Source organism: Rathayibacter sp. PhB127, assembly GCF_003751665.1.
GTDB classification, from domain to species: Bacteria; Actinomycetota; Actinomycetes; order Actinomycetales; family Microbacteriaceae; genus Rathayibacter; species Rathayibacter festucae.
Map to the genome: position 1 here is coordinate 300,138 of NZ_RKHW01000004.1, position 19,846 is coordinate 319,983.

Below are 19,846 nucleotides of genomic sequence, written 5' to 3' on the forward strand. Positions count from 1 at the left end.
CACCACCCCTCCGTTCCCACCACCACCTCCCGTCGCCGAAGGCGGCGACGGCCCACCGAGGAGAACTCCTGTGCACCGACCCACCACCCGCCGCCCGGCGCCCGCCCGCCGCAGCACGCTGATCGGCCTCGCCGCCGTCGCCGCATCGGCCTCGCTCGTCCTGTCCGGCTGCTCCGCCGGCGCGAGCAACGACTCCGGCGAGCCCGCCGGCGAGATCACCGTGCTGACCAACCGCACCGACCTCGTCGACACCACCTTCGCCGACTACGCCTCGACCTTCGAGAAGCAGTACCCCGGCACCACCGTGAAGTTCGAGGCGCTCACCGACTACGAGGGCGACACCAAGATCCGCCTGAACTCGAAGGACTACGGCGACGTGCTGCTCATCCCGAGCTCGAACGTCACCAAGGACGACTACGCGAACTACTTCGAGCCGCTCGGCTCGACCGACGAGCTGTCCGAGAAGTACCGCTTCACCAACGAGGGCTCGTTCGACGGCACCGCGTACGGCATCTCGACCTTCGGCTCCGCGATGGGCTACGTCTTCAACCGCGACGTCTGGACCGCGGCCGGCGTCACCGACCCGCCGCAGACGGAGGAGGAGTACCTGGCCGACCTCGAGGCGATCAAGGCGACCGGCGTCACTCCCTATTACACGAACTACAAGGACGGCTGGCCGCTCGCGACCATCGAGGGCAACCTCGGCACGGTGCAGGGCGAGGACGTCCGCACCGAGATGATCGCCGACGACGCGCCCTGGACCGAGGGCAACGACCAGTACAACATCGACGGTCTGCTCTACGACACGGTCGCCGCCGGCCTCAGCGAGGACGACCCGACCACCACGAACTGGGAGGAGTCGAAGGACCTCCTCGCCCAGGGCGAGATCGGCTCGATGGTCCTCGGCTCCTGGGCCGTCTCGCAGATGCAGGACGCCGCCGAGAAGGCCGGCAAGCCGCGCGACACGATCGGCTTCTGGCCGATGCCGTGGGCGCAGGACGGCGCGTTCACCTCGGTGACCGCCTCGGACAAGTTCCTCGCGATCAACAAGAACTCCGACAACAAGGCGACCGCCCGGGCCTGGATCGACTGGTTCACCGAGGACTCCGGCTTCGCCGCCAGCCAGGGCGCGATCAGCCCGGTGATCTCGGATCCGGCGCCCGACACCCTGTCCGACTTCGACGCGCTCGGCGTGACCTACCTCGAGCTCGCTCCGGACCCGGTCGGCAAGGAGGCCGTCATCAACGACATCGCCAACGAGGCCGAGATCGACCTCTTCGGCAACTCCTACCGCCAGAAGCTGATCGACGCCGCCCGCGGCGCCGGCGACGGCGACAAGCAGTCGCTCTTCGACGACCTCAACGCGCGCTGGGCCGCGGCCCGCGCGGACGTCGCGGAGTAGCAGCCCCGCCTTCCGCCCCGGGGGCGACCCGCCACCCGCGGGTCGCCCCCTCCCCACCCCCTCACGACCGCATTCCCCGGGATGCCGAAAGGATCGACATGGCGATCACCGACGCTCCGCCCCTCGAGGTCGGAGCGAGCAAGCGGGCCGGCGGCGGCCGTCGCGGCGACAGGCCCTCCGGCCGCCGCCAGCGGCTGACCGGGCGCCGCAGCACGCCCTGGCTGTTCCTCGCCGTGCCGCTGGCGTTCCTCGTCGTCCTGACCTACATCCCGGTCGCGAACATGTTCTGGTACAGCGTCACCGACTGGGACGGCCTCGACCCGGACAAGACGTTCGTCGGCCTCGAGAACTACGTCGAGATCTTCACCCGGCCCGAGATCTTCCAGGTCTTCTTCGTCAGCCTCTTCTACCTGGCCGGCGCGGTCGCGCAGCTCGGGCTCGCGCTGTTCTTCGCGACGCTGCTGAGCTTCCGGACCCGGTTCCGCAACTTCTTCAAGGGCGTCATCTTCTTCCCGTACCTGATCAACGGGGTCGCGATCGGGCTGATGTTCCTCTACTTCTTCCGCCCCGACGGCACCCTCGACGCGGTGCTCGGCGCCTTCGGCGTGCAGGACACCCCGCAGTGGCTCGGCGACCCGTCCGTCGTCAACGTCTCGCTGGCCGCGACCTCGGTCTGGCGCTACATGGGGCTGAACTTCGTGCTGTTCCTCGGCGCGATCCAGTCGGTGCCGGAGGAGCAGTACGAGGCCGCGGACATCGACGGCGCGACGTCGTTCGACAAGTTCCGCTACATCATCGTGCCCAGCATCCGCCGGATCCTCGGGCTGTCCTTCATCCTCGCGATCGCGGGCGCCCTGTCGGCGTTCGAGATGCCGTACATCATGACCGGCGGCGCCAACGGGTCCGAGACCTTCGTGATCCAGACCGTCGACACCGCGTTCCGCTACTCGAAGGTCGGCCTCGCCTCGGCGATGGCCGTCGTCCTGCTGGCGATCGTGCTGATCATCACCGCGGTGCAGCGCCGCGTGTTCCCCGACGAGAAGGCGGGCCAGGAATGACCACCACGCAGCCCCGGACCGAGGCCGTCACCGGCCTGCCCGTGACCCCCGCCCCCCGCGGCTCCCGCCGACCCCGGCGCGGCTCGGTGCTCGGCGCGATCGGCAAGTACACCTCGCTGATCGTCGCCTGCCTGTTCGCGCTGGTGCCGATCGTCACGATCTTCATGCTCGCCTTCAAGACCTCGACGGAGTACCGCAGCACCGGTCCGCTCGTCCCGCCGAGCAACTGGTTCAACCTCGAGAACTTCGCGATCGCCTTCTCGCAGGGCGGGATGGTCACCGGGTTCCTCAACACCGGGATCATCCTGCTGGTGTCGGTGGCGGGGACCATCCTGATCGGCACCATGGCCGCCTACGCGATCGACCGCTTCCGCTTCCGCGGGCGCCGGCTCGTGACGGGCCTGTTCCTGCTCGCGACGCTGGTGCCGTCGGTGACGACCCAGGTGGCGACCTTCCAGGTGATCAACGCCCTCGACCTCTTCAACACCCGCTGGTCGGCGATCCTGCTCTTCACCGGCACCGACATCGTCGCGATCTACATCTTCCTGCAGTTCATGCAGTCGATCCCGGTCTCGCTCGACGAGGCGGCGATGCTCGACGGCGCCAGCCGCTTCACCGTCTACTGGCGGATCGTGCTGCCGCTGCTGAAGCCGGCGATCGCCACGGTCGTGATCATCAAGGGGATCGCGGTCTACAACGAGTTCTACATCCCCTTCCTCTACATGCCCTCGCAGGATCTCGGGGTCATCTCGACCTCGCTCTTCCGCTTCATGGGCCCCTTCGGAGCACAGTGGGAGGTCATCGCCGCCGGCACGATCCTCGTCATCGTCCCGACTCTCATCGCCTTCCTCTTCCTCCAGCGCTTCATCTACAACGGACTGACCTCAGGAGCCACCAAGTGACCCACCTCAGCACCGAGCGACTCTCGGCCACCCTCCGCCCGCTGCACGACGGCTGGAGCGTGCGCGCGCTCCGCGGCCCGATCCCCGCGGAGATCGCGGGCGCGACGGTCCCGGCGACCGTCCCCGGACTCGTGCACACCGACCTCCTCGCCGCCGGCCTGATCCCGGACCCGTACCTCGACCAGAACGAGAAGAAGGTCACCTGGATCGGCGAGACCGACTGGGAGTACGCGTCGGTCTTCGCCTGGTCGCCCGACGGGCACGACCGGCACGAGCTGGTCTTCGAGGGCCTGGACACGGTCGCGACGATCACGCTGAACGGGTCCGTCGTCGCGAGCACCCGCAACCAGCACCGCACATACCGCTTCGCCGTCGACGGGCTGCTGGTGGAGGGCGACAACGCGCTCGTCGTCCGCTTCGCCTCGCCGATCGCGGAGGCCGACCGGGCCAGCCTCGAGATCGGCTACCGCCCGCACACCTACTCGCACCCCTTCAACGCGCTGCGGAAGGCCGCCTGCAACTTCGGCTGGGACTGGGGGCTGGACGCGGCCTCGGTCGGGATGTGGAAGCCGGTCTCGCTGCACTCCTGGAGCGAGGTGCGGCTCGCCGCGGTCCGCCCGGTCGTGACGGTCGACGGGACGACCGGCCGGGTCGCCGTGCACGTCGACCTCGAGCGGACGACGGAGGACGAGGTGGAGCTGACGGCGAGCGTCGACGGCGTCACCGCCTCCGTCACCGTGCCGGCCGGGGAGCGCTCGGCGGTGCTCGAGCTCGCGGTGGCGGACGCGGCACTGTGGTGGCCGCGCGGCTTCGGCGAGCAGCCGCTCTCGCTGCTCGACGTCGAGGCGCGCGTCGGCGGCGCGGTGGTCGACGGCCGGACGCTGCGCATCGGCTTCCGCACGATCGAGGTGCAGCTGGACCGCGACGAGGAGGGCACCTCGTTCCGCTTCGTCGTCAACGGCGAGCCGGTCTGGATCCGCGGCGCGAACTGGATCCCCGACGACGCCTTCATCACCCGCGTGGACCGCGCGCGCCTCGCCCGCCGGATGGACCAGGCCGAGTTCGCGAACATGAACCTGCTGCGGATCTGGGGCGGCGGCTACTTCGAGTCCGACGACTTCTACGAGCTCTGCGACGAGCGCGGGATCCTCGTCTGGCAGGACTTCCTCTTCGCCTGCGCCTCCTACGCCGAGGAGGAGCCGCTCTGGAGCGAGGTCGAGGCGGAGGTGCGCGACAACGTGACGCGGATCATGCCGCACCCGAGCCTCGCGCTCTGGAACGGCAACAACGAGAACATCTGGGGCTACGAGGAGTGGGGCTGGGAGAAGCGCCTCCAGGGCCGCACCTGGGGCCTGGGCTACTACCTCGACCTGCTGCCGCGCCTGGTCGCCGAGCTCGACCCCGAGCGCTCCTACACGCCGGGCAGCCCCTGGTCCGGCGACACCGCGATCTTCGCGAACGACGTCGACCACGGCTCCGTGCACCTCTGGGAGCTGTGGAACCGGGTGGACTACCCCGCCTACCGCGACGTGCACGCCCGCTTCGTCGCCGAGTTCGGCTGGCAGGGCCCGGCCTCCTGGTCGACCGTCCAGCGCTCGATCTCGGACTCGCCGCTCACCCCCGAGTCGCCCGGGATGATCCACCACCAGAAGGCGACCGACGGCAACGACAAGCTGACCGACGGGCTCGTCGCGCACCTCCCGCTGCCCGACGACACCGAGGACTGGCACTGGGCGATGTCGCTCAACCAGGCGCTCGCCGTCACGCTGGCGATCGAGCACCAGCGCTCCGAGAGCCCGCGCTGCATGGGCTCGGTGGTCTGGCAGCTGAACGACTGCTGGCCGGTCACCTCGTGGGCGGCGGTCGACGGCGACGGGACGGCGAAGCCGCTGCTCTACGCGCTCAAGCACGTCTACGCGGACCGGCTGCTCACCGTGCAGCCGCGCGGCGACGGGCTCGCGGTCGTCGCGGTGAACGACAGCCCCGAGGAGTGGGCCGGCGAGGTGGTCGTGCGCCGGGTGCGCTTCGACGGGACGGTGCTCGCGGAGGAGCGGCAGGGGGTGTCGCTGGACGCGCGGTCGGTCGTTACCGTGCCGGTCGGAGTGGGTACCGCGGACGATGTCGCGGGCGAGCTGCTCGTCGCCGAGCTCGCGGGGGAGCGCGCGTTCTGGTTCTTCGCGGAGTACCGGGAGTCGGCGCTCGAGGCGGCGCGGCTGACGACCTCGGTGCGCGCCGTCGACGGCGGGGCGGAGGTGACGGTCACCGCGGAGAACCTCGTGCGCGACCTGACGCTGCTCATCGACAAGGTCGACCCGGCGGCGGTCGTCGACGACCAGCTGGTCACGCTGCTGCCGGGGGAGTCGGTGACGTTCCGGGTGAGCGGGGCCGGGCTCGATCCCGCCGCGCTCGTCTCGCCGGGCGTGCTGCGCACCGCCAACCAGCTCGTCGCCGACTGGGGCTGACGCGCCGCTCTCCGCGGCGACTCTCCGCGGCGATCGACGGAGCCGACCGGGACCGGCGCACGCCTCCCGGTCGGCTCCTCCGCGCTGATCGCGACCGGCGTCGGCCACGACCCGCGTCGCCCAGAAGAACCTTCCGGAGGAAGAGATGACCCCGCAGCTCGCGCTCGCCGTCGACGTCGGCGGCACCAAGATCGAGGCGGCGCTCGTGCGCGCCGATGGCGTGCTCGTGCCGGGCTCGCGCAGCCGGCGGCCGACCGGGCCGGCGCTGACCCCGGCGGAGTTCGGCGCGGCCGTGGAGGGGTGCGTCGTGGAGGCGCTCGCGGCTGCGGGGCCGGGCTCGGTCGTCGGCGCGGGGATCGGCTCCGCCGGCCCGCTCGACCTCGCCGAGGGGCGCATCCGGCCGAAGAACCTGCCGCTGCTGCACGGGTTCGCCCTGCGCGCGGTGGTCGAGCGGCTGCTGCCCGGGCGGCCGGTCGCCCTGCGGCTCGACGGCACCTGCATCGCGCTCGCCGAGCACTGGGTGGGCGCCAACCACGGCGCCGCGTCCTCGGTGAGCCTGGTGGTGTCGACGGGGGTCGGCGGCGGGATCGTGCTCGACGGCCGCGCGGTCGCGGGCCGCTCCGGCAACGCCGGGCACATCGGGCAGATCCACGTCGGCGACGCGGACCCGGAGGAGGGGAGCGACGGGACGCTGGAGAGCATCGCCTCCGGGCCGAGCAGCGTCGCCTGGGCGCGGCGCCGCGGCTTCGCGGGGACGACCGGCGAGGACCTGGCGCGGGCAGCCGCGGTCGGCGACCCGGTGGCGCTCGCCGCGGTGGCACGCTCGGCCGCGGCCGTCGGCACGGCGATCGCCGACGTGGCGACGCTGCTCGACGTCCGCGACTTCGCCGTCGGCGGCGGCTTCTCGGCGGTCACGGCGTCGTACCTCGACCTCGTGCGCGAGGCGGCGTGCGAGCGCGCGGTCTTCGACTACGCCCGCGGGCTGTCGATCCGCGCCTCCGGCCTCGGCGGCGCCGGCCCGCTGATCGGCGCGGCGGCCCTGGTGCACCTGCCGGGCCTGCTGGCGCCGTCCGCGGACGCCGCCCGCTGACCGCGGAGCCCGCGCGGCGCGCACTCCTTTCCTGACTACGGAGCCCGCGATGCGGGCCCACATGCTGATCGCGTAGCCCGCGGAGCGGGCGTATCGAGATCCACCGTCGTCAGGACCAATGCCTGCAGACCCGCCTGCTGACGGGGATCGGTCTCGATACGCCGGCTTTCAGCCGGCTACTCGACCAGCATGGATGCCCGCCCGATCGGTCGGCCCGCGCCGCGGTCCCTGGCGACCGCGGAGCACCGGCCGCTCAGTTGAGGATCCCGGCGCGCGGGTCGTCGCGGAGCTCGGCGAGGCGCGTGCGCCACGCCCGCAGCGCCTCCGGAGTCAGCCGCGTCCAGTCGTGCACCTCGCGGACGACGCGGAGCGGCTCGACGCTGCGGTACGAGCGCGTCGGATTCCCGGGGAACTTCTTGTCCGTGACGTTCGGGTCGTCCTCGAACGACCCGGTCGGCTCCACCTCATAGACGCGCGGCTCCGCGTCGCCGGGCGCGAGCTCCGCCGCGAGCCCCGCCCCGTCCGCCAGCGCCGTGAAGTACACGTGGTTCATCACGATCTCGGGCCGGTAGTTGGACCGCCGCCCCGCCACCAGCAGGTCGCCGACCCGCAGATCCGCCTTCGTCCCGTGGAAGAACGGCCCGCTCTCGTCCGGAGCACTCATGCGCAGGACCCTACTCCCGGTCCGGACGCCGGCGATCCGTCACGGACGGCTCCCTCTCCGCGCGGGAGGCAGCCGGTCGTGACGGATCGCCGAAGCCGCAGGGTCAGGGGAGCGTGAGCTCGCCCTGGTTGAGGACGCGGGGGTGGAAGTAGGCGCTCTGGATGGCGGCGTTCGTGTTGCTGCCGCGCAGCTGCTCCGACCAGATCATGAAGTACGACCAGCGCGTCTGGCTCTGCAGCAGCGACGCGTCCGGCACCTTCCCCATCTCGGCGATCGCGATCGGCTTGGAGCCGGCGATCGACTGCAGCTGCTGGTAGTCGCCGGAGCTCGGGAAGCCCTTGTACCAGACGTCCAGCGACACGACGTCGACGTAGTTCGCGCCCGGGTAGTAGCCCGCCCAGCCGCCTGCGGGGTTGTCCTGCACGTTCCAGACCCAGATCAGGTTGGTCAGGCCCTGCGAGTCGAAGTAGTCGCGCATCTGCTGGTAGATCTTCGCGCCGCCGTTCGCGCCGGAGCGGCCGCCCCACCAGTTCCAGGTCTCGTTCATCTCGTGGAACGGCCGGAACAGCACGGGCACGCCCGCGTCCTTCAGCTGCCGGAGGTACGGCACGACCTCGCTCATCCGCTGCTTCCAGGTCGTGTTGAGCGCCGTGCCGCCCGTGACGATCTGCTGGAACTGCGCGTCGCTGATGCGGCTCTTCACTCCGCCGTCGAACGCGCAGGTGCTCGGCCCGGTCGGCGGGCACGCGTGCCAGGCGAGGGTGACCAGCGAGCCGTTGGCCCACTCCGTCTTCGCCTGGTCGACGACGCGCTGGCGGTTCGCGGCGTCGGCGGCGGTGAAGAACAGGTCGCCGCCCCACAGGCCCGGGTACTGCCCGGTGATGTCCTTCACCTGCTGCGTGTACTGCGCGGGGGAGCTCGCCGGCTCCTTGTTGTGCTGGCCCGAGACGATGCTCGTCCCGGTGATCGACTGCAGGTACTGCAGAACGGCGGCCTTCGACGTCGCCGGGAACGCCTGCGCCGCGTCGGGCGACGGCGTGACCAGCGGTGCGAGCAGCGCGGCACCGAGCGCGGCGGCCAGAAGGGCGCGGCGCAGCGGGCTGCGGCGGGAACGGGATGCGCGGGTGGTGACTCCTCGTCGAGTCATGGTGGTCCTCTCCGCGGGCCCTCGTCGGTGAGCGCCCGCAGGGTCACCCTGAGCCCTCCGCGCGGCCTCGTCAACCCTTACATCGATTACTAATGATATCCGCGCGATCCACTGCGCAGGAGTTGTCGTCCTCGGCGGTCGAGTACGACGACTTGTGGAGGTGGGACGTCGGCGCCGGATCCGCACGTCCGCCCGCACCCCGCCGACGGCCCTCGCGCAGGCGCCGCTCGGTACTGTGGAACGGTTCCCCGCACCACCCGCCCCCGCCCGAAGGAGCCCCCATGCCCACCACTGTGAGCGGCGTCATCGCCCGGTCGAAGGGGGCTCCCGTCGAGCTCGTCGACATCGTCGTCCCCGATCCGGGACCCGGCGAGGCCGTCGTCGACATCGAGACCTGCGGTGTCTGCCACACCGACTACCACTACCGCGAGGGCGGGATCAGCGACGACTTCCCGTTCCTGCTCGGCCACGAGGCCGCGGGCCGGGTCAGCGCGATCGGCGAGGGCGTCACCCACGTCGCGGTCGGCGACTTCGTCGTGCTCAACTGGCGGGCCGTCTGCGGCGAGTGCCGCGCCTGCGTCCGCGCGGAGCCCTGGTACTGCTTCAACACCTTCAACGCGACGCAGAAGATGACCCTCACGGATGGCACCGAGCTCAGCCCCGCGCTCGGCATCGGCGCCTTCGCCGAGAAGACGCTCGTGCACGCCAAGCAGTGCACGAAGGTCGACCCGGCCGCCGACCCCGCCGCCGTCGGCCTGCTGGGCTGCGGCATCATGGCGGGCCTCGGCGCCGCGATGAACACCGGCAACGTCACCCGCGGCGACTCCGTGGCCGTCATCGGCTGCGGCGGAGTGGGCACCGCGGCCGTCGTCGGCGCGAAGCTGGCCGGCGCGAGCACGATCATCGCGATCGACCGCGACCCGAAGAAGCTCGTCAAGGCCGAGGAGCTCGGCGCCACCCACGCGATCGACTCCAGCGGACTCGACGAGGCAGGAGTGGTCGCCGCCGTGCAGGCGCTGACCGACGGCTTCGGCGCCGACGTCGTGATCGACGCGGTCGGCCGTCCCGAGACCTGGCGCCAGGCGTTCTACGCCCGCGACCTGGCCGGCACCGTCGTGCTCGTCGGCGTGCCGACGCCCGAGATGACGCTCGAGATCCCGCTGCTCGACGTCTTCGGCCGCGGTGGCTCGCTGAAGTCGAGCTGGTACGGCGACTGCCTGCCCGAGCGCGACTTCCCGATGCTCACCGACCTGTATCTGCAGGGCCGACTGCCGCTCGACGAGTTCGTCACCGAGCGGATCGGCATCCGCGACATCGAGCAGGCCTTCACCACGATGGCCGGCGGCGACGTGCTCCGCTCGGTGGTGGTGCTCTGATGGCCGCCCGCATCGACCACCTCGTCACCAGCGGAACCTTCGCCCTCGACGGCGGGACCTGGGACGTGGACAACAACGTCTGGATCGTCGGCGACGACGCGGAGTGCGTCGTCATCGACGCGGCGCACGACGCGAAGGCGATCCTCGCGGCCGTCGGCGACCGGACGCTGCGCGCGGTGCTGCTCACGCACGCGCACACCGACCACATCGACGCGGTCGCCGCGCTGCTGGAGTCCGTCGACGTGCCGGTGCTGCTGCACGAGGGCGACCGCGTGCTCTGGGACGCGTTCTACCCCGACTCCGCGCCGAGCGGCGTGCTCGAGGACGGCCAGGTGATCAGCGTCGGCGGCACCGAGCTCGAGGTGCGGCACACGCCGGGTCACACGCCCGGCGCGGTCTGCTTCGTCGCGGACGAGCTGGGCACCGTCTTCACCGGAGACACGCTCTTCCAGGGCGGACCGGGCGCGACGGGCCGCTCCTACAGCTCCTTCCCGACGATCATCGACTCGATCACCGACCGGCTGCTGACCCTGCCGGACGACACGGTCGTCCGCACCGGCCACGGCCCCACGACCACGATCGGCACGGAGAAGCCCGACCGCGAGGCGTGGATCGCCCGCGGGCACTGACGCGGCGCTCGCGCCCTCATGCTGATCGAGCAGCCGGCGTCGCGGGTCCCTCTCATGCTGATCGAGTAGCCCGCGGAGCGGGCGTATCGAGATCCGCCAGCGTCAGCAGGTGAGTCTGCAGACCGGCTCTGCTGACGACGGTGGGTCTCGATACGCCCCTGCGGGGCTACTCGACCAGCAAGAGGGACGCCACCAAGCGGCGGGCCAGGGGGAGCGACGCGCTCAGCGGCGCACGCGGCGGCGCAGCACGACGCCGAGCGCGGCGAAGGCGGCGGCCATGGCGAGGCCGCCGATCAGGAACGGGGGTGCTTCCGCTCGCCAGGCCCCAGGCGGCGAGGGCCGCCCAGAGCGCGGCGAGCACGAACGCGGTCCGGGGAGTCATCGTGGTCCTCATCCCCCGATCCAACTCCCTCGGTACCGGATGAGCGACGTCAGGCGCCATCGATCCGTCAGGAACGGCGGTGTCCGCCCGAGTCGGGCGACCGTTCGTGACGGATCGGCGCGGCGCGGCGCGGCGGCGGGTCAGCCGACGGTGACCGGGGCGGCCGACGGGCGGCGCCCCTCCTTCATCCAGACGAAGAAGCCGAGCAGGGTGAAGGCGCCGTAGAAGACGTACATCAGGCCGGAGGCGTAGTAGCCGGCCGAGAAGAGCAGCGGGACGCCGACGATGTCGACGGCGACCCAGATCAGCCAGAACTCGACCCAGCCCTTGGCCATGCCGTAGGTGGCGAGCAGCGAGCCGACGAAGATCCAGGCGTCGCTCCACACGGGCTCGTAGGAGCCGAGCGCGCGGAACACCGGGGTGAGGATCGCGGTGCCGCCGACCATCCCGAGCACCAGCAGTCCGCGGGTGCGCCAGGAGGCCCAGCGCGGCGAGATCAGCGTCGTCGCGTCGCTGGGACGGTGCGTCCAGCGGTACCAGCCGTAGATGCTCACGATGATGAACATGATCTGGCGGCCGGCCTGGCCGAGCAGGTTCACGGGATTCGGAGTGTCGAACAGCGCGCCCATGAAGACGGTGAAGAGCAGCGCGTTGCCGAAGATGCCGACGGGCCAGGCCCAGACCTTGCGCCGCATGCCGCCGAGGGCGCTGAGCAGGCCGAAGACGTTGCCGATGACCTCGCGCCAGAGCACCGTCTGGTCGCCGATCACGATCTGCGCGTCGAACAGCCAGTCCACGATCTGCACGGGGAGCCTCCATCGGGCGTGTCGGAGCCCACCCATGAAACCTCGGCGGGGGCGTCGTCATTCCGCGTGGCGCCGATTCGACGGTCACCCGTCCGCTGGGCAGGGTCCCGTCCGTTGTGCAGGTGATCCGGCACGGCGCGCGCGCGCCGAGCGGGCCCCCGCGTGTTCTGCGCGCGATCACCTGCAGACCGGACCGGGTCCCGCCCGCCGTGCGCGCTGTGGTCCGTTGTGCAGGTGATCCGGCACGGCGAGCGTCTGCCGGGTGCGTGTGGGCGCGTTGTGCGTTCGATCACCTGCAGATCGGACGGGTGGCTGCTCGTCGGGTGGATGGCGGTCCGTTGTGCAGGCGATCCGGCATCGGGAGCGGCTGCCGGGTGGGCGTCAGCGCGTCGTCGGCAGGATCGCCTGCAGATCGGACCCGGGTCGGCAGGACCTCCGCGGGCTACGCGGCGACGAGCGAGTGCGCCGCCAGCAGCGCGACCGAGCGCAGGCGGGCCGGCGTCGCGAGCGAGGCGTGGGCGACGATGACCTCGTCGGCCTCCGCCGAGCGGGCGAACTCGGCCACGTAGTCCGCGACCTGCTCGCCGGTGCCGACGCCGGTGTAGTGGGTCATGCTCGCGACGTGCGCGCCGACCGGGGCGGTCAGCAGGTGGTCGAGCTCCTCCTCGGAGAACTGCTGGTCGACGGGGATCTGGCCGCTCTGGCGCAGCAGCATCATCAGGCGCGCGCGCTTCATCTGCGCGAACTGCTCCTGCGCGTCCTCCTCGCTGTCAGCGGCGATGGCGTTCACTCCGGCGATCACGTAGGGGGCGTCGAGCTGCTCCGAGGGGCGGAAGCCGCGGCGGTACTCGGCGACGGCCTGGTGCAGCGCATCCGGCGCGAAGTGCGAGGCGAAGGCGTACGGCAGACCGAGGGCGGCGGCCAGCTGGGCGCCGAAGAGCGACGAGCCGAGGATGTAGAGGGGGACGCGGGTGCCGGCGCCGGGCGTCGCGCTGACGCCGGGGATGCGGGACTCGCCGGCGAGGAATCCCTGCAGCTCGAGGACGTCCTGCGGGAAGCGCTCCGAGGAGTCGTGCTCGCGGCGCAGGGCGCGGAAGGTGGCCTGGTCGCTGCCGGGGGCGCGGCCGAGGCCGAGGTCGATGCGGCCCGGGTGCAGGGTCTCGAGGGTGCCGAACTGCTCCGCGATGGTCAGCGGGGAGTGGTTGGGCAGCATGACGCCGCCGGAGCCGAGGCGGATGGTCGACGTCTGCGAGGCGACGTGCGCGATCAGCACGGAGGTGGCGCTCGACGCGATCGAGGCCATGTTGTGGTGCTCGGCGTACCAGACCCGCCGGTACCCGCTCCGCTCGGCCTGCTGCGCCAGAGCGACGGAGGCGGCGAAGCTGTCGCGCGCGGTCTCTCCGGGTGCGATGGGGGCGAGGTCGAGGATCGAGAGGGGAACGGTCATGAGAGAGCCAACGCGGGCGGCGGCCTCCGTGTTCCCGCGGCGGCGGTATCGGGCGGTCGGTTGCCCGGGGAGTCGCGTCCGGCTCGTGGATCCGGCTCGGGCTCGCGGAATCCGCCGGTTCCGGCGTGCCGGGGGTGGTTCCGCGTGCCGGGGGTGGGGCTCGGGCGCTCGGGGCGACCTCCGGCTCGCGGAGCGGGCTCGGTCTCTCAGGATCAGCCGGTTCCGGCGTGCCGAGGGTGGATTCGCGTGCCGGATGTACCGGAGTGGCCGTCGTGTCGACGTTTAGGCTCGCGGTTTCGGCTCGGGCACGCGGGATCTGCGGTCTCGGGCGTGCCGGGGGTGATTTCGCGTGCCGGACGTGTGCGGTCGGCCGCCGGGGTGACCTTCGGCTCGTGGAACGAGCTCGGTCTCTCAGGATCAGCCGGTTCCGGCGTGCCGAGGGTGGTTTCGCGTGCCGGACGTACCGGAGTGGCCGTCGTGTCGACGTTTAGGCTCGCGGTTTCGGCTCGGGCACGCGGGATCTGCGGTCTCGGGCGTGCCGGAGGTGGTTTCGCGTGCCGGACGTGTGCGGTCGGCCGCCGGGGTGACCTTCGGCTCGTGGGACCGACTTCGGCTCGCTGGATCCGCGTCACCCGGCGTGCCCGAAGTGTTTCCGCGTGCCCGAGGTGGGGGCGGGCTTCAGGGGTGACCTTCGGCTCGCGGAACCTGCTCCGGCTCGCTGGATCCGCGGGTCTCCGCGTGCCGGAGGTGATTCCGCGTGCCGGAGGTGATTCCGCGTGCCCGGAGTGATTCCACGTGCCGGAGGTGGGGAGGAGACGGGCGGGCGCGCGGACCCCCGCCGCGCATCCGCCCGGTCAGCCCTCGATCGGCAGCAGGATGCCCTTCACCGTCTCGTCGGTGGCCAGGAACTCCTGCACGGCCGGGTCCTTGAAGGCGGCGACGAGCTTCTCGATGTTGGCGGTGTCCTTGTACTTCGAGCCGATGGTGAGCTGGCCGGCGAAGTCGTCGGGGGCCTGGGGCGCGAAGATCTGCTTCTCGATCGGGATGTCGGCGGCGAGGTAGTACTCGGTGTAGCCGACGGCGGCATCGAGGTCGGGCAGCGCGCGGGACTGGGCGGCGAAGTCGAGCAGGGTGAATTGCAGGTTCTTCGGGTTCGAGGCGATGTCGTCCTGGGTCGCGGTGCCGGGCTCCGTGCCCTCCTTCAGCGTGATCAGGCCGGCCGACTGCAGCAGCCAGAGGCCCTGGGCCTCGTTCGCCGGGTCGGAGTAGAGCGAGATCGTGCCGCCGTCGGGGATCTCGGAGACGTCGCCGTACTTGTCGCTCCAGAGCCCGAAGCCCCAGCGGAAGACGGGCGTGGCCGCCTCCTCCTCGAAGTCGGGGTTGGCCTCGAGGACCTGGCCGAGCCAGAGCTTGTGCTGGTAGACCGTCGCGGCCACCTCGCCCTCGCTCACCGCGCGGTTGATCGTGTTGCTGTCCGAGAGGCCCTTGAAGGCGACGGTGATGCCGTAGCGCGGCGCCACCTCCTCCGCCACGAAGTCGACGAGGGCCTGCTCCGAGGCGTTGCCCTCGGCCGTCGCGACGTAGAGGGTCGCGCCCTCCTGCTCGTTCGCCGACACGGCGGGCGAGAGCAGCGGCACGGCGACGACGGCGCCGACGCCGCCCACGACGACGGCGGCTGCGGCGATCCAGGGCCAGCGGCGCTTCCTCTTCAGCTCGAAGCCGAGGTCCTCGGGGGCGGACTCCGCAGGGCCGGACTTCGCAGCGCCGGACTTCTCAGCGCCGTGATTTTCAGGGCCGTGGTTCTCAGTGGACATGGCAGTGCCTTTCGAGCGGTCGCGGCCGGACGGCGGCGCGCGGGAGGGACGCCCGGGCGGAGGGCCCGGGGCGGGATCGGGGGAGCTGCGGCTAGACGGCGACCGCGACGCGCGGGGTGCGCCGGGACCGGGAGGCGCTTGGCGTGGTCGCGCGGACCAGGGCGTCGCCGGTGAGCTGCACCACGGCGACGGTCGCGACGAGGATGACGATCGTCGCGAGCATCACGGTGGTGTCGAAGCGCTGGTAGCCGTAGGTGACGGCGACGTAGCCGATGCCGCCCGCGCCGATCGTGCCGGCGATGGCGGAGTACTCGATCATCGCGATGGTGTTGATGGTCAGACCGCCGAGGATCTGCGGCACCGCCTCGCTGAGCTGCGCCGAGCGGATCACCTGCAGCCGCGACGCTCCGGAGGCGCGGGCCACCCGGGTCAGCGCGAGCGGCACGCTGCGCAGCGCGTTCTCGACGATGCGGGTGAAGAAGGCGATGCCGGCGATCGACATCGGCACGACGGCCGCCGCGATGCCGATGTTGGTGCCGGTGATCAGCCGGGTGAACGGCATGATCGAGGCCATCAGGATGAGGAACGGCAGCGAGCGGCCGATGCTGATGATCCAGCTGAGGCTCTGGTGCGCGGCGCGGTTCTCGAACAGGCCGCCCGGAGCGAGGTTGTGCACGGCGGCGCCGAGCGGGACGCCGACGAGCACGACGACCAGCATCACGATGCCGACCATGATCAGCGTCTCGCCGAGCGCGGGGAGGACGAGCGCGGGGATGTCGGCGAGCGGGACCTTGTTGTCGAGGTGCAGCGCACCGAGGGCCGCCGAGGAGACGAGCGCGCTCATGCCGCCGCCTCCTCGACGAGGGCGTCCGACCGGACCGCGCCCCGCCGCACCGACAGCCCGAGAGCGTCGGCGGCCTGCGCGAGCCGGCGCTCCTCGACCGGCCCGAGGCCGATCGTCGCGTGGCCGACGGCGCGTCCGTCGACCGTCTCGATCGCCGCGCCGAGCAGCGCGACCGGCCCGACCGCGTCGGACAGCCGCGTCACCCAGTCGGCCGGCACTCCGTCGCGGGCGTAGCCGACGACCCACTCGTCGAGCCCCGCGCCCGGCAGCACCGAGGGGCGCACCGGGTTGAGGGCGAGGCCGAGCGGCGAGGCCGCGTCGCGCAGCAGGTCGACGAGGCGCCCCGACTCCACGATGCGGCCGTGATCCAGGCGCGCGACGGAGTCGGCGACCTGGCGGACCGTCTCCATCTCGTGCGTGATGAAGAGGATCGACAGGCCGAGGTCGTCGCGCAGCTCCTTGAGGAGCGTGGTGATCGCGGTGGTCGACGCGGGATCGAGTCCGGAGGTCGCCTCGTCCGAGAGCAGGACCGAGGGGCGCAGGGCGAGGGCGCGAGCGATGCCGACCCGCTGGCGCTGGCCGCCGGAGAGCTGGTGCGGGTAGTAGCGGGCGCGGTCGCCGAGGCCGACGCGCTCCAGCAGCTCGGCGACGCGGCGCTTCGTCTCGGCCGCGGTGACGCCCAGGTATTCGAGTGGGAGGGCGACGTTCTGCTCCGCGGTCCGGCGGCTGAAGAGGCCGTCGGACTGGAAGACGGTGCCGATGCGGCGGCGGGCGACCCGCAGCTCCGCTTCGGACAGCTGGGAGAGCGGGTCGCCGTTGACGACGACGGAGCCGGAGGTCGGCCGCTCGAGCAGGTTGACGCAGGCGGCGAGCGTGCTCTTGCCGGCGCCGCTCGGCCCGACGACGGCGAAGATCTCGCCGGTGCCGACCGAGAAGTCGAGGCGGTCGAGCACGGTCACGGCGTCGGCGCCCTGCCCGTAGACCTTGGTGAGCTGCTCGAGGCGGATCATGGCGTCGGTCCTTCCGGGAGGGTGCGCGGGCGCGCCGGAGAGCGCCCGGTGCGGGGTGGGAGAGGGGCGCGGGGTGCTCGGTGGCGGCGTCCGCGTCGGTGTGCTGATGATGATGGCGCGGTGCGGCGGGCGGGCGCGACGGCGGCCGACGCTCGCCGTAACAGAAGGCGCTCGCGGCGCCCGATCGGCGCTGATCCGCGGCTCTTCGCCGACGGGTGTCGGCGAACGAGGGGGCGGAGCGGGGCGGACTCGCGCACAACCTCAGCTGAGAGCGGGTCTCATCGCCCCTCGGCGATGGGCGGGTCTCTCAGCTGATGTTGTGCACGATGCTTCGGCCGGACGATCGCCGGTCGCGCTTGCACACGGAGACCGCTGGAAGCGGGCGGTGGGCGGTCGCACCGCCGCGATGGAGGCGAGAGTCGCGCAGAACATCAGCTGAGAAGGGGAGGCCTCCTCTGCGGGGCGAGGCCCACCCGTCTCAGCTGATGTTGTGCGGCGGCGGCGAGTGGACGGGCTCGCCGAGGGCGCCGGTCAGCGCAGCGCGTCGAGGACGTGACGCTCATCTTGAGGATCCAGGCCGGACCTGCGGGGCCGGTCCAGTCCGCGGGCGCGCTCGTCGTCGAGGACGCGGCGCAGGGTCTCCCTCGGCGGACGGTGGCGGCCGCCGGCGCGGAAGTACGAGGCGGTGCTGCGCCGGCTGAAGCCGACGGCGTCGGCGGGCAGCCACAGCGGGAGCGACCGCGGGCCGGCCCAGTAGCCGACCTCATGCGCGAGCAGGGTCTCGTCGTCGGCGCGCACGACGTCGCCGCGGAAGGCGGCGAGCTCGGCGGCGGTCGCGAGGAGTTCGCCCAGGGGCACGGCCGGGCCGACGGCGTCGACGGCTCCGATCGCTCCCGCCGAGCCCGCCGCGTGCAGCCAGTCGGCGAGGTCGTCGACATCGATCGCCTGCGCGAACCGGCCGTCCGTCTCGGGAGCCAGGACCGTGCCGCCGCGGGCGAAGCGGGCCGGCCAGTACCCCAGCCGGTCGCTCGGGTCGCCGGGCCCGGCGATCAGCCCGGGACGCGCGATCAGCAGCCGGCCGCCGAGGACGTCGGCGGCGGCGTGCTCGGCCAGGACCTTCGCGTCGGCGTACTGCTCCGGGTCCACCGGCTCGATCAGGGCGGCGGACTCATCGGCGTCGATCCGCTCCACATCGGCGTACACGGAGACGGAGGAGACCAGAGTCCAGTGCGCGGCGAACTGCGCGAGATGACCGAGGGCCGGCCCGACGAGCTCGGGCGCGTGCGCGAGCTCGACGACCTCGTCCCACTCGCCGCGCAGACCGTCGTAGGCGCCCGGATCGCGCCGGTCGACGCGCAGATGCCGCGCGCCGTCCGGAACCGCCCCCGCCTCGCCGCGGGCCACGCAGGTGACCTCGTCCCCCGCCGCGACCGCCCGCTCCGCGAGACGGCGCCCCAGCCACCCGCTGCCACCCAGGATCAGGACTCTGCGCATGCCCCCACTGAACCGGATCACCGCTCCGCTCCGAAGCGCTGTCCGCCGCGAGCGCAACGATCGTCACACCGGGGTCGGCACGGGACGGGCGACGTCCCGCGCCAGGGGAGCGGGCGCCTCCTCCTCGTGTGATCGGCTCGTCTGCCGTCACGAGAACGAGGAGGACGTCCGGCATGCCCGAGGAGACGATCACGGCCCACGCGCACCGCGAGGGCCGCTGGTGGGTGTTCACCATTCCCGCGTTCACGAGCGCCGGGCCGACCGGAGCGGAGATCGTCGCGACAGGCCAGTCGCGCTCCCTCAGTGATCTCGACGGGGACGTGCGCGACGTGACCGCGCTCTGGCTCGGAGTCGAGAGCTGGAAGGGCGCGGTCGAGATCGAGATCGATCGATTCGGCGCGCAGCGGGAGGCGACGCACGAGTCGGAGGACTGACGTCCGTCGCCCCGACGCTCAGCGCGCGAGCAGCTCGCCGTGGGGCATCGACAGCCAGCCGTCCTCGTCGGCGGCCCAGGCGCGCCAGGCGTCGCTGATCGCCTCGAGCTCGGCCTGCGTGGCGAGGCCGCGCTCGAGGGCGACGGCGGCGAAGGAGGAGGAGAGCGCGCGGTCCGCCCACATGCCGCCCCACCAGGCGCGGTCCTCGGCGTTCTCGAAGACCCAGAGCGACGCGGTGACCTCGACGCTCTCGAACCCGGCCGCCCGCGCCCAGGCCTTGAGGCGCCGGCCCGCGTCGGGCTCGCCGGCCGAGGCGCGGTGCACCCGCTGGTAGAGCGCGGCCCAGGCCTGTAGGCCCTCCGTGAAGGGGTGGATCAGGACGCCGGCGTAGTCGACGTCGCGGGCGGCGACGAGGCGGCCGACCCGGCCCCACTCGCTCAGCGCGTCGACCGGGCGCGTGAGGTGCTGCAGGACCTGGTGCGCGTGCACGACGTCGAAGGAGTCGTCCGCGAACGGCAGCGCGTAGGCGTCGGCGACCGCGAACTCCGCGGGGGAGTCGAGGGCCGACGCCTGCGCGATCACCTCGGCCGAGGCGTCCACGCCGAGCACCCGGCCGGGGGCGACCCGCTCGGCGAGGTCGACGGTGATCGTCCCGGGGCCGCAGCCCACGTCGAGGATCGAGACGCCGGGCGCGAGTTGCGGCAGCAGGTATCCCGCGGAGTTCTCGACGGTGCGCCAGCGGTGCGAGCGGAGGACGCTCTCGTGGTGGCCGTGCGCGTAGCGGCCGGTCGCGGCCGGGGCGTCGGCGGTCGGGCTGGTCTCGGTCGCGGCCGGGCTGTTTTCGGGGTCCATGCCCGCCATTGTGCCCGCCGGCGCGCTGCCCAC

Annotated in this window: 17 protein-coding genes; 8 read left to right on the forward strand and 9 right to left on the reverse strand. The window is 72.2% G+C overall.

Features of this window, described 5'->3' with window-relative positions; genetic code table 11:
* The first annotated feature begins 70 nt into the window (after nucleotides 1-70).
* The 5 genes from EDF22_RS17865 (at nucleotide 71) to EDF22_RS17885 (ending at nucleotide 6,914) form a co-directional block, all read left to right on the forward strand.
* Complete coding sequence (locus EDF22_RS17865) at nucleotides 71-1,402, forward strand: ABC transporter substrate-binding protein (protein ID WP_166674028.1); 1,332 nt, start codon at nucleotides 71-73, stop codon at nucleotides 1,400-1,402.
* A gap of 98 nt (nucleotides 1,403-1,500) precedes the next feature.
* Nucleotides 1,501-2,460: a carbohydrate ABC transporter permease gene (locus EDF22_RS17870; protein WP_123706165.1), complete on the forward strand. Its 960-nt coding sequence runs from the start codon at nucleotides 1,501-1,503 to the stop codon at nucleotides 2,458-2,460.
* Nucleotides 2,457-3,362 carry a carbohydrate ABC transporter permease gene (locus tag EDF22_RS17875; protein WP_123706166.1) on the forward strand — a complete coding sequence of 302 codons (906 nt, stop codon included), beginning with the start codon at nucleotides 2,457-2,459 and terminating at the stop codon, nucleotides 3,360-3,362. The genes EDF22_RS17870 and EDF22_RS17875 overlap by 4 nt, the downstream gene beginning before the upstream one ends.
* Entirely contained in the window at nucleotides 3,359-5,824 is a 2,466-nt protein-coding gene (locus EDF22_RS17880; RefSeq protein WP_123706167.1) for a glycoside hydrolase family 2 protein, read from the forward strand. The genes EDF22_RS17875 and EDF22_RS17880 overlap by 4 nt, the downstream gene beginning before the upstream one ends.
* A gap of 145 nt (nucleotides 5,825-5,969) precedes the next feature.
* On the forward strand, nucleotides 5,970-6,914 hold the full coding sequence (locus EDF22_RS17885; RefSeq protein WP_123706168.1) for an ROK family protein: 945 nt from the start codon (nucleotides 5,970-5,972) through the stop codon (nucleotides 6,912-6,914).
* Nucleotides 6,915-7,167: 253 nt separating this feature from the next.
* On the opposite strand, the gene arr is transcribed toward EDF22_RS17885, so the two are convergent.
* Nucleotides 7,168-7,578: an NAD(+)--rifampin ADP-ribosyltransferase gene (arr, locus tag EDF22_RS17890; protein ID WP_123706169.1), complete on the reverse strand. Its 411-nt coding sequence runs from the start codon at nucleotides 7,576-7,578 to the stop codon at nucleotides 7,168-7,170.
* 103 nt (nucleotides 7,579-7,681) lie between these two features.
* Nucleotides 7,682-8,725, reverse strand: a complete 1,044-nt coding sequence (locus tag EDF22_RS17895; RefSeq protein ID WP_123706170.1) for a glycoside hydrolase family 26 protein — start codon at nucleotides 8,723-8,725, stop codon at nucleotides 7,682-7,684.
* 281 nt (nucleotides 8,726-9,006) lie between these two features.
* On the opposite strand from EDF22_RS17895, the gene EDF22_RS17900 reads away from it, so the two are divergent.
* Together EDF22_RS17900 and EDF22_RS17905 are read left to right on the forward strand one after the other, a co-directional pair.
* The gene (locus EDF22_RS17900) at nucleotides 9,007-10,101 is read left to right on the forward strand and encodes an S-(hydroxymethyl)mycothiol dehydrogenase (protein WP_123706171.1); all 1,095 of its coding nucleotides are present in this window, start codon (nucleotides 9,007-9,009) and stop codon (nucleotides 10,099-10,101) included.
* Nucleotides 10,101-10,730, forward strand: coding sequence for an MBL fold metallo-hydrolase (locus EDF22_RS17905; RefSeq protein WP_123706172.1), 630 nt, complete (start codon nucleotides 10,101-10,103; stop codon nucleotides 10,728-10,730). Before EDF22_RS17900 ends, EDF22_RS17905 begins: the two co-directional genes overlap by 1 nt.
* Before the next feature lie 522 nt (nucleotides 10,731-11,252).
* On the opposite strand, the gene pnuC is transcribed toward EDF22_RS17905, so the two are convergent.
* From pnuC to EDF22_RS17935, 6 genes are all read right to left on the reverse strand, one after another.
* Nucleotides 11,253-11,918 (reverse strand): nicotinamide riboside transporter PnuC, encoded by a 666-nt coding sequence (gene pnuC / locus EDF22_RS17910; protein WP_123447323.1) that lies wholly within the window; start codon nucleotides 11,916-11,918, stop codon nucleotides 11,253-11,255.
* A 442-nt stretch (nucleotides 11,919-12,360) separates the two neighbouring features.
* Nucleotides 12,361-13,365, reverse strand: a complete 1,005-nt coding sequence (locus tag EDF22_RS17915) for an LLM class flavin-dependent oxidoreductase (RefSeq protein ID WP_123706173.1) — start codon at nucleotides 13,363-13,365, stop codon at nucleotides 12,361-12,363.
* Between the two features lie 854 nt (nucleotides 13,366-14,219).
* The gene (locus tag EDF22_RS17920; RefSeq protein WP_123706174.1) at nucleotides 14,220-15,179 is read right to left on the reverse strand and encodes a MetQ/NlpA family ABC transporter substrate-binding protein; all 960 of its coding nucleotides are present in this window, start codon (nucleotides 15,177-15,179) and stop codon (nucleotides 14,220-14,222) included.
* 91 nt (nucleotides 15,180-15,270) lie between these two features.
* A complete protein-coding gene (locus tag EDF22_RS17925) occupies nucleotides 15,271-16,023 on the reverse strand; it encodes a methionine ABC transporter permease (protein ID WP_123706175.1) in 753 nt (250 codons plus the stop codon).
* Nucleotides 16,020-17,033: a methionine ABC transporter ATP-binding protein gene (locus EDF22_RS17930; RefSeq protein ID WP_123706176.1), complete on the reverse strand. Its 1,014-nt coding sequence runs from the start codon at nucleotides 17,031-17,033 to the stop codon at nucleotides 16,020-16,022. Before EDF22_RS17930 ends, EDF22_RS17925 begins: the two co-directional genes overlap by 4 nt.
* Before the next feature lie 531 nt (nucleotides 17,034-17,564).
* Complete coding sequence (locus tag EDF22_RS17935; RefSeq protein WP_123706177.1) at nucleotides 17,565-18,527, reverse strand: NAD-dependent epimerase/dehydratase family protein; 963 nt, start codon at nucleotides 18,525-18,527, stop codon at nucleotides 17,565-17,567.
* A gap of 173 nt (nucleotides 18,528-18,700) precedes the next feature.
* On the opposite strand from EDF22_RS17935, the gene EDF22_RS17940 reads away from it, so the two are divergent.
* On the forward strand, nucleotides 18,701-18,961 hold the full coding sequence (locus tag EDF22_RS17940; protein WP_123706178.1) for a hypothetical protein: 261 nt from the start codon (nucleotides 18,701-18,703) through the stop codon (nucleotides 18,959-18,961).
* An 18-nt stretch (nucleotides 18,962-18,979) separates the two neighbouring features.
* Here the strand turns inward: EDF22_RS17940 and EDF22_RS21140 are convergent, their stop codons facing one another.
* On the reverse strand, nucleotides 18,980-19,813 hold the full coding sequence (locus EDF22_RS21140; RefSeq protein ID WP_221180967.1) for a methyltransferase domain-containing protein: 834 nt from the start codon (nucleotides 19,811-19,813) through the stop codon (nucleotides 18,980-18,982).
* Between the last annotated feature and the right edge of the window lie 33 nt (nucleotides 19,814-19,846).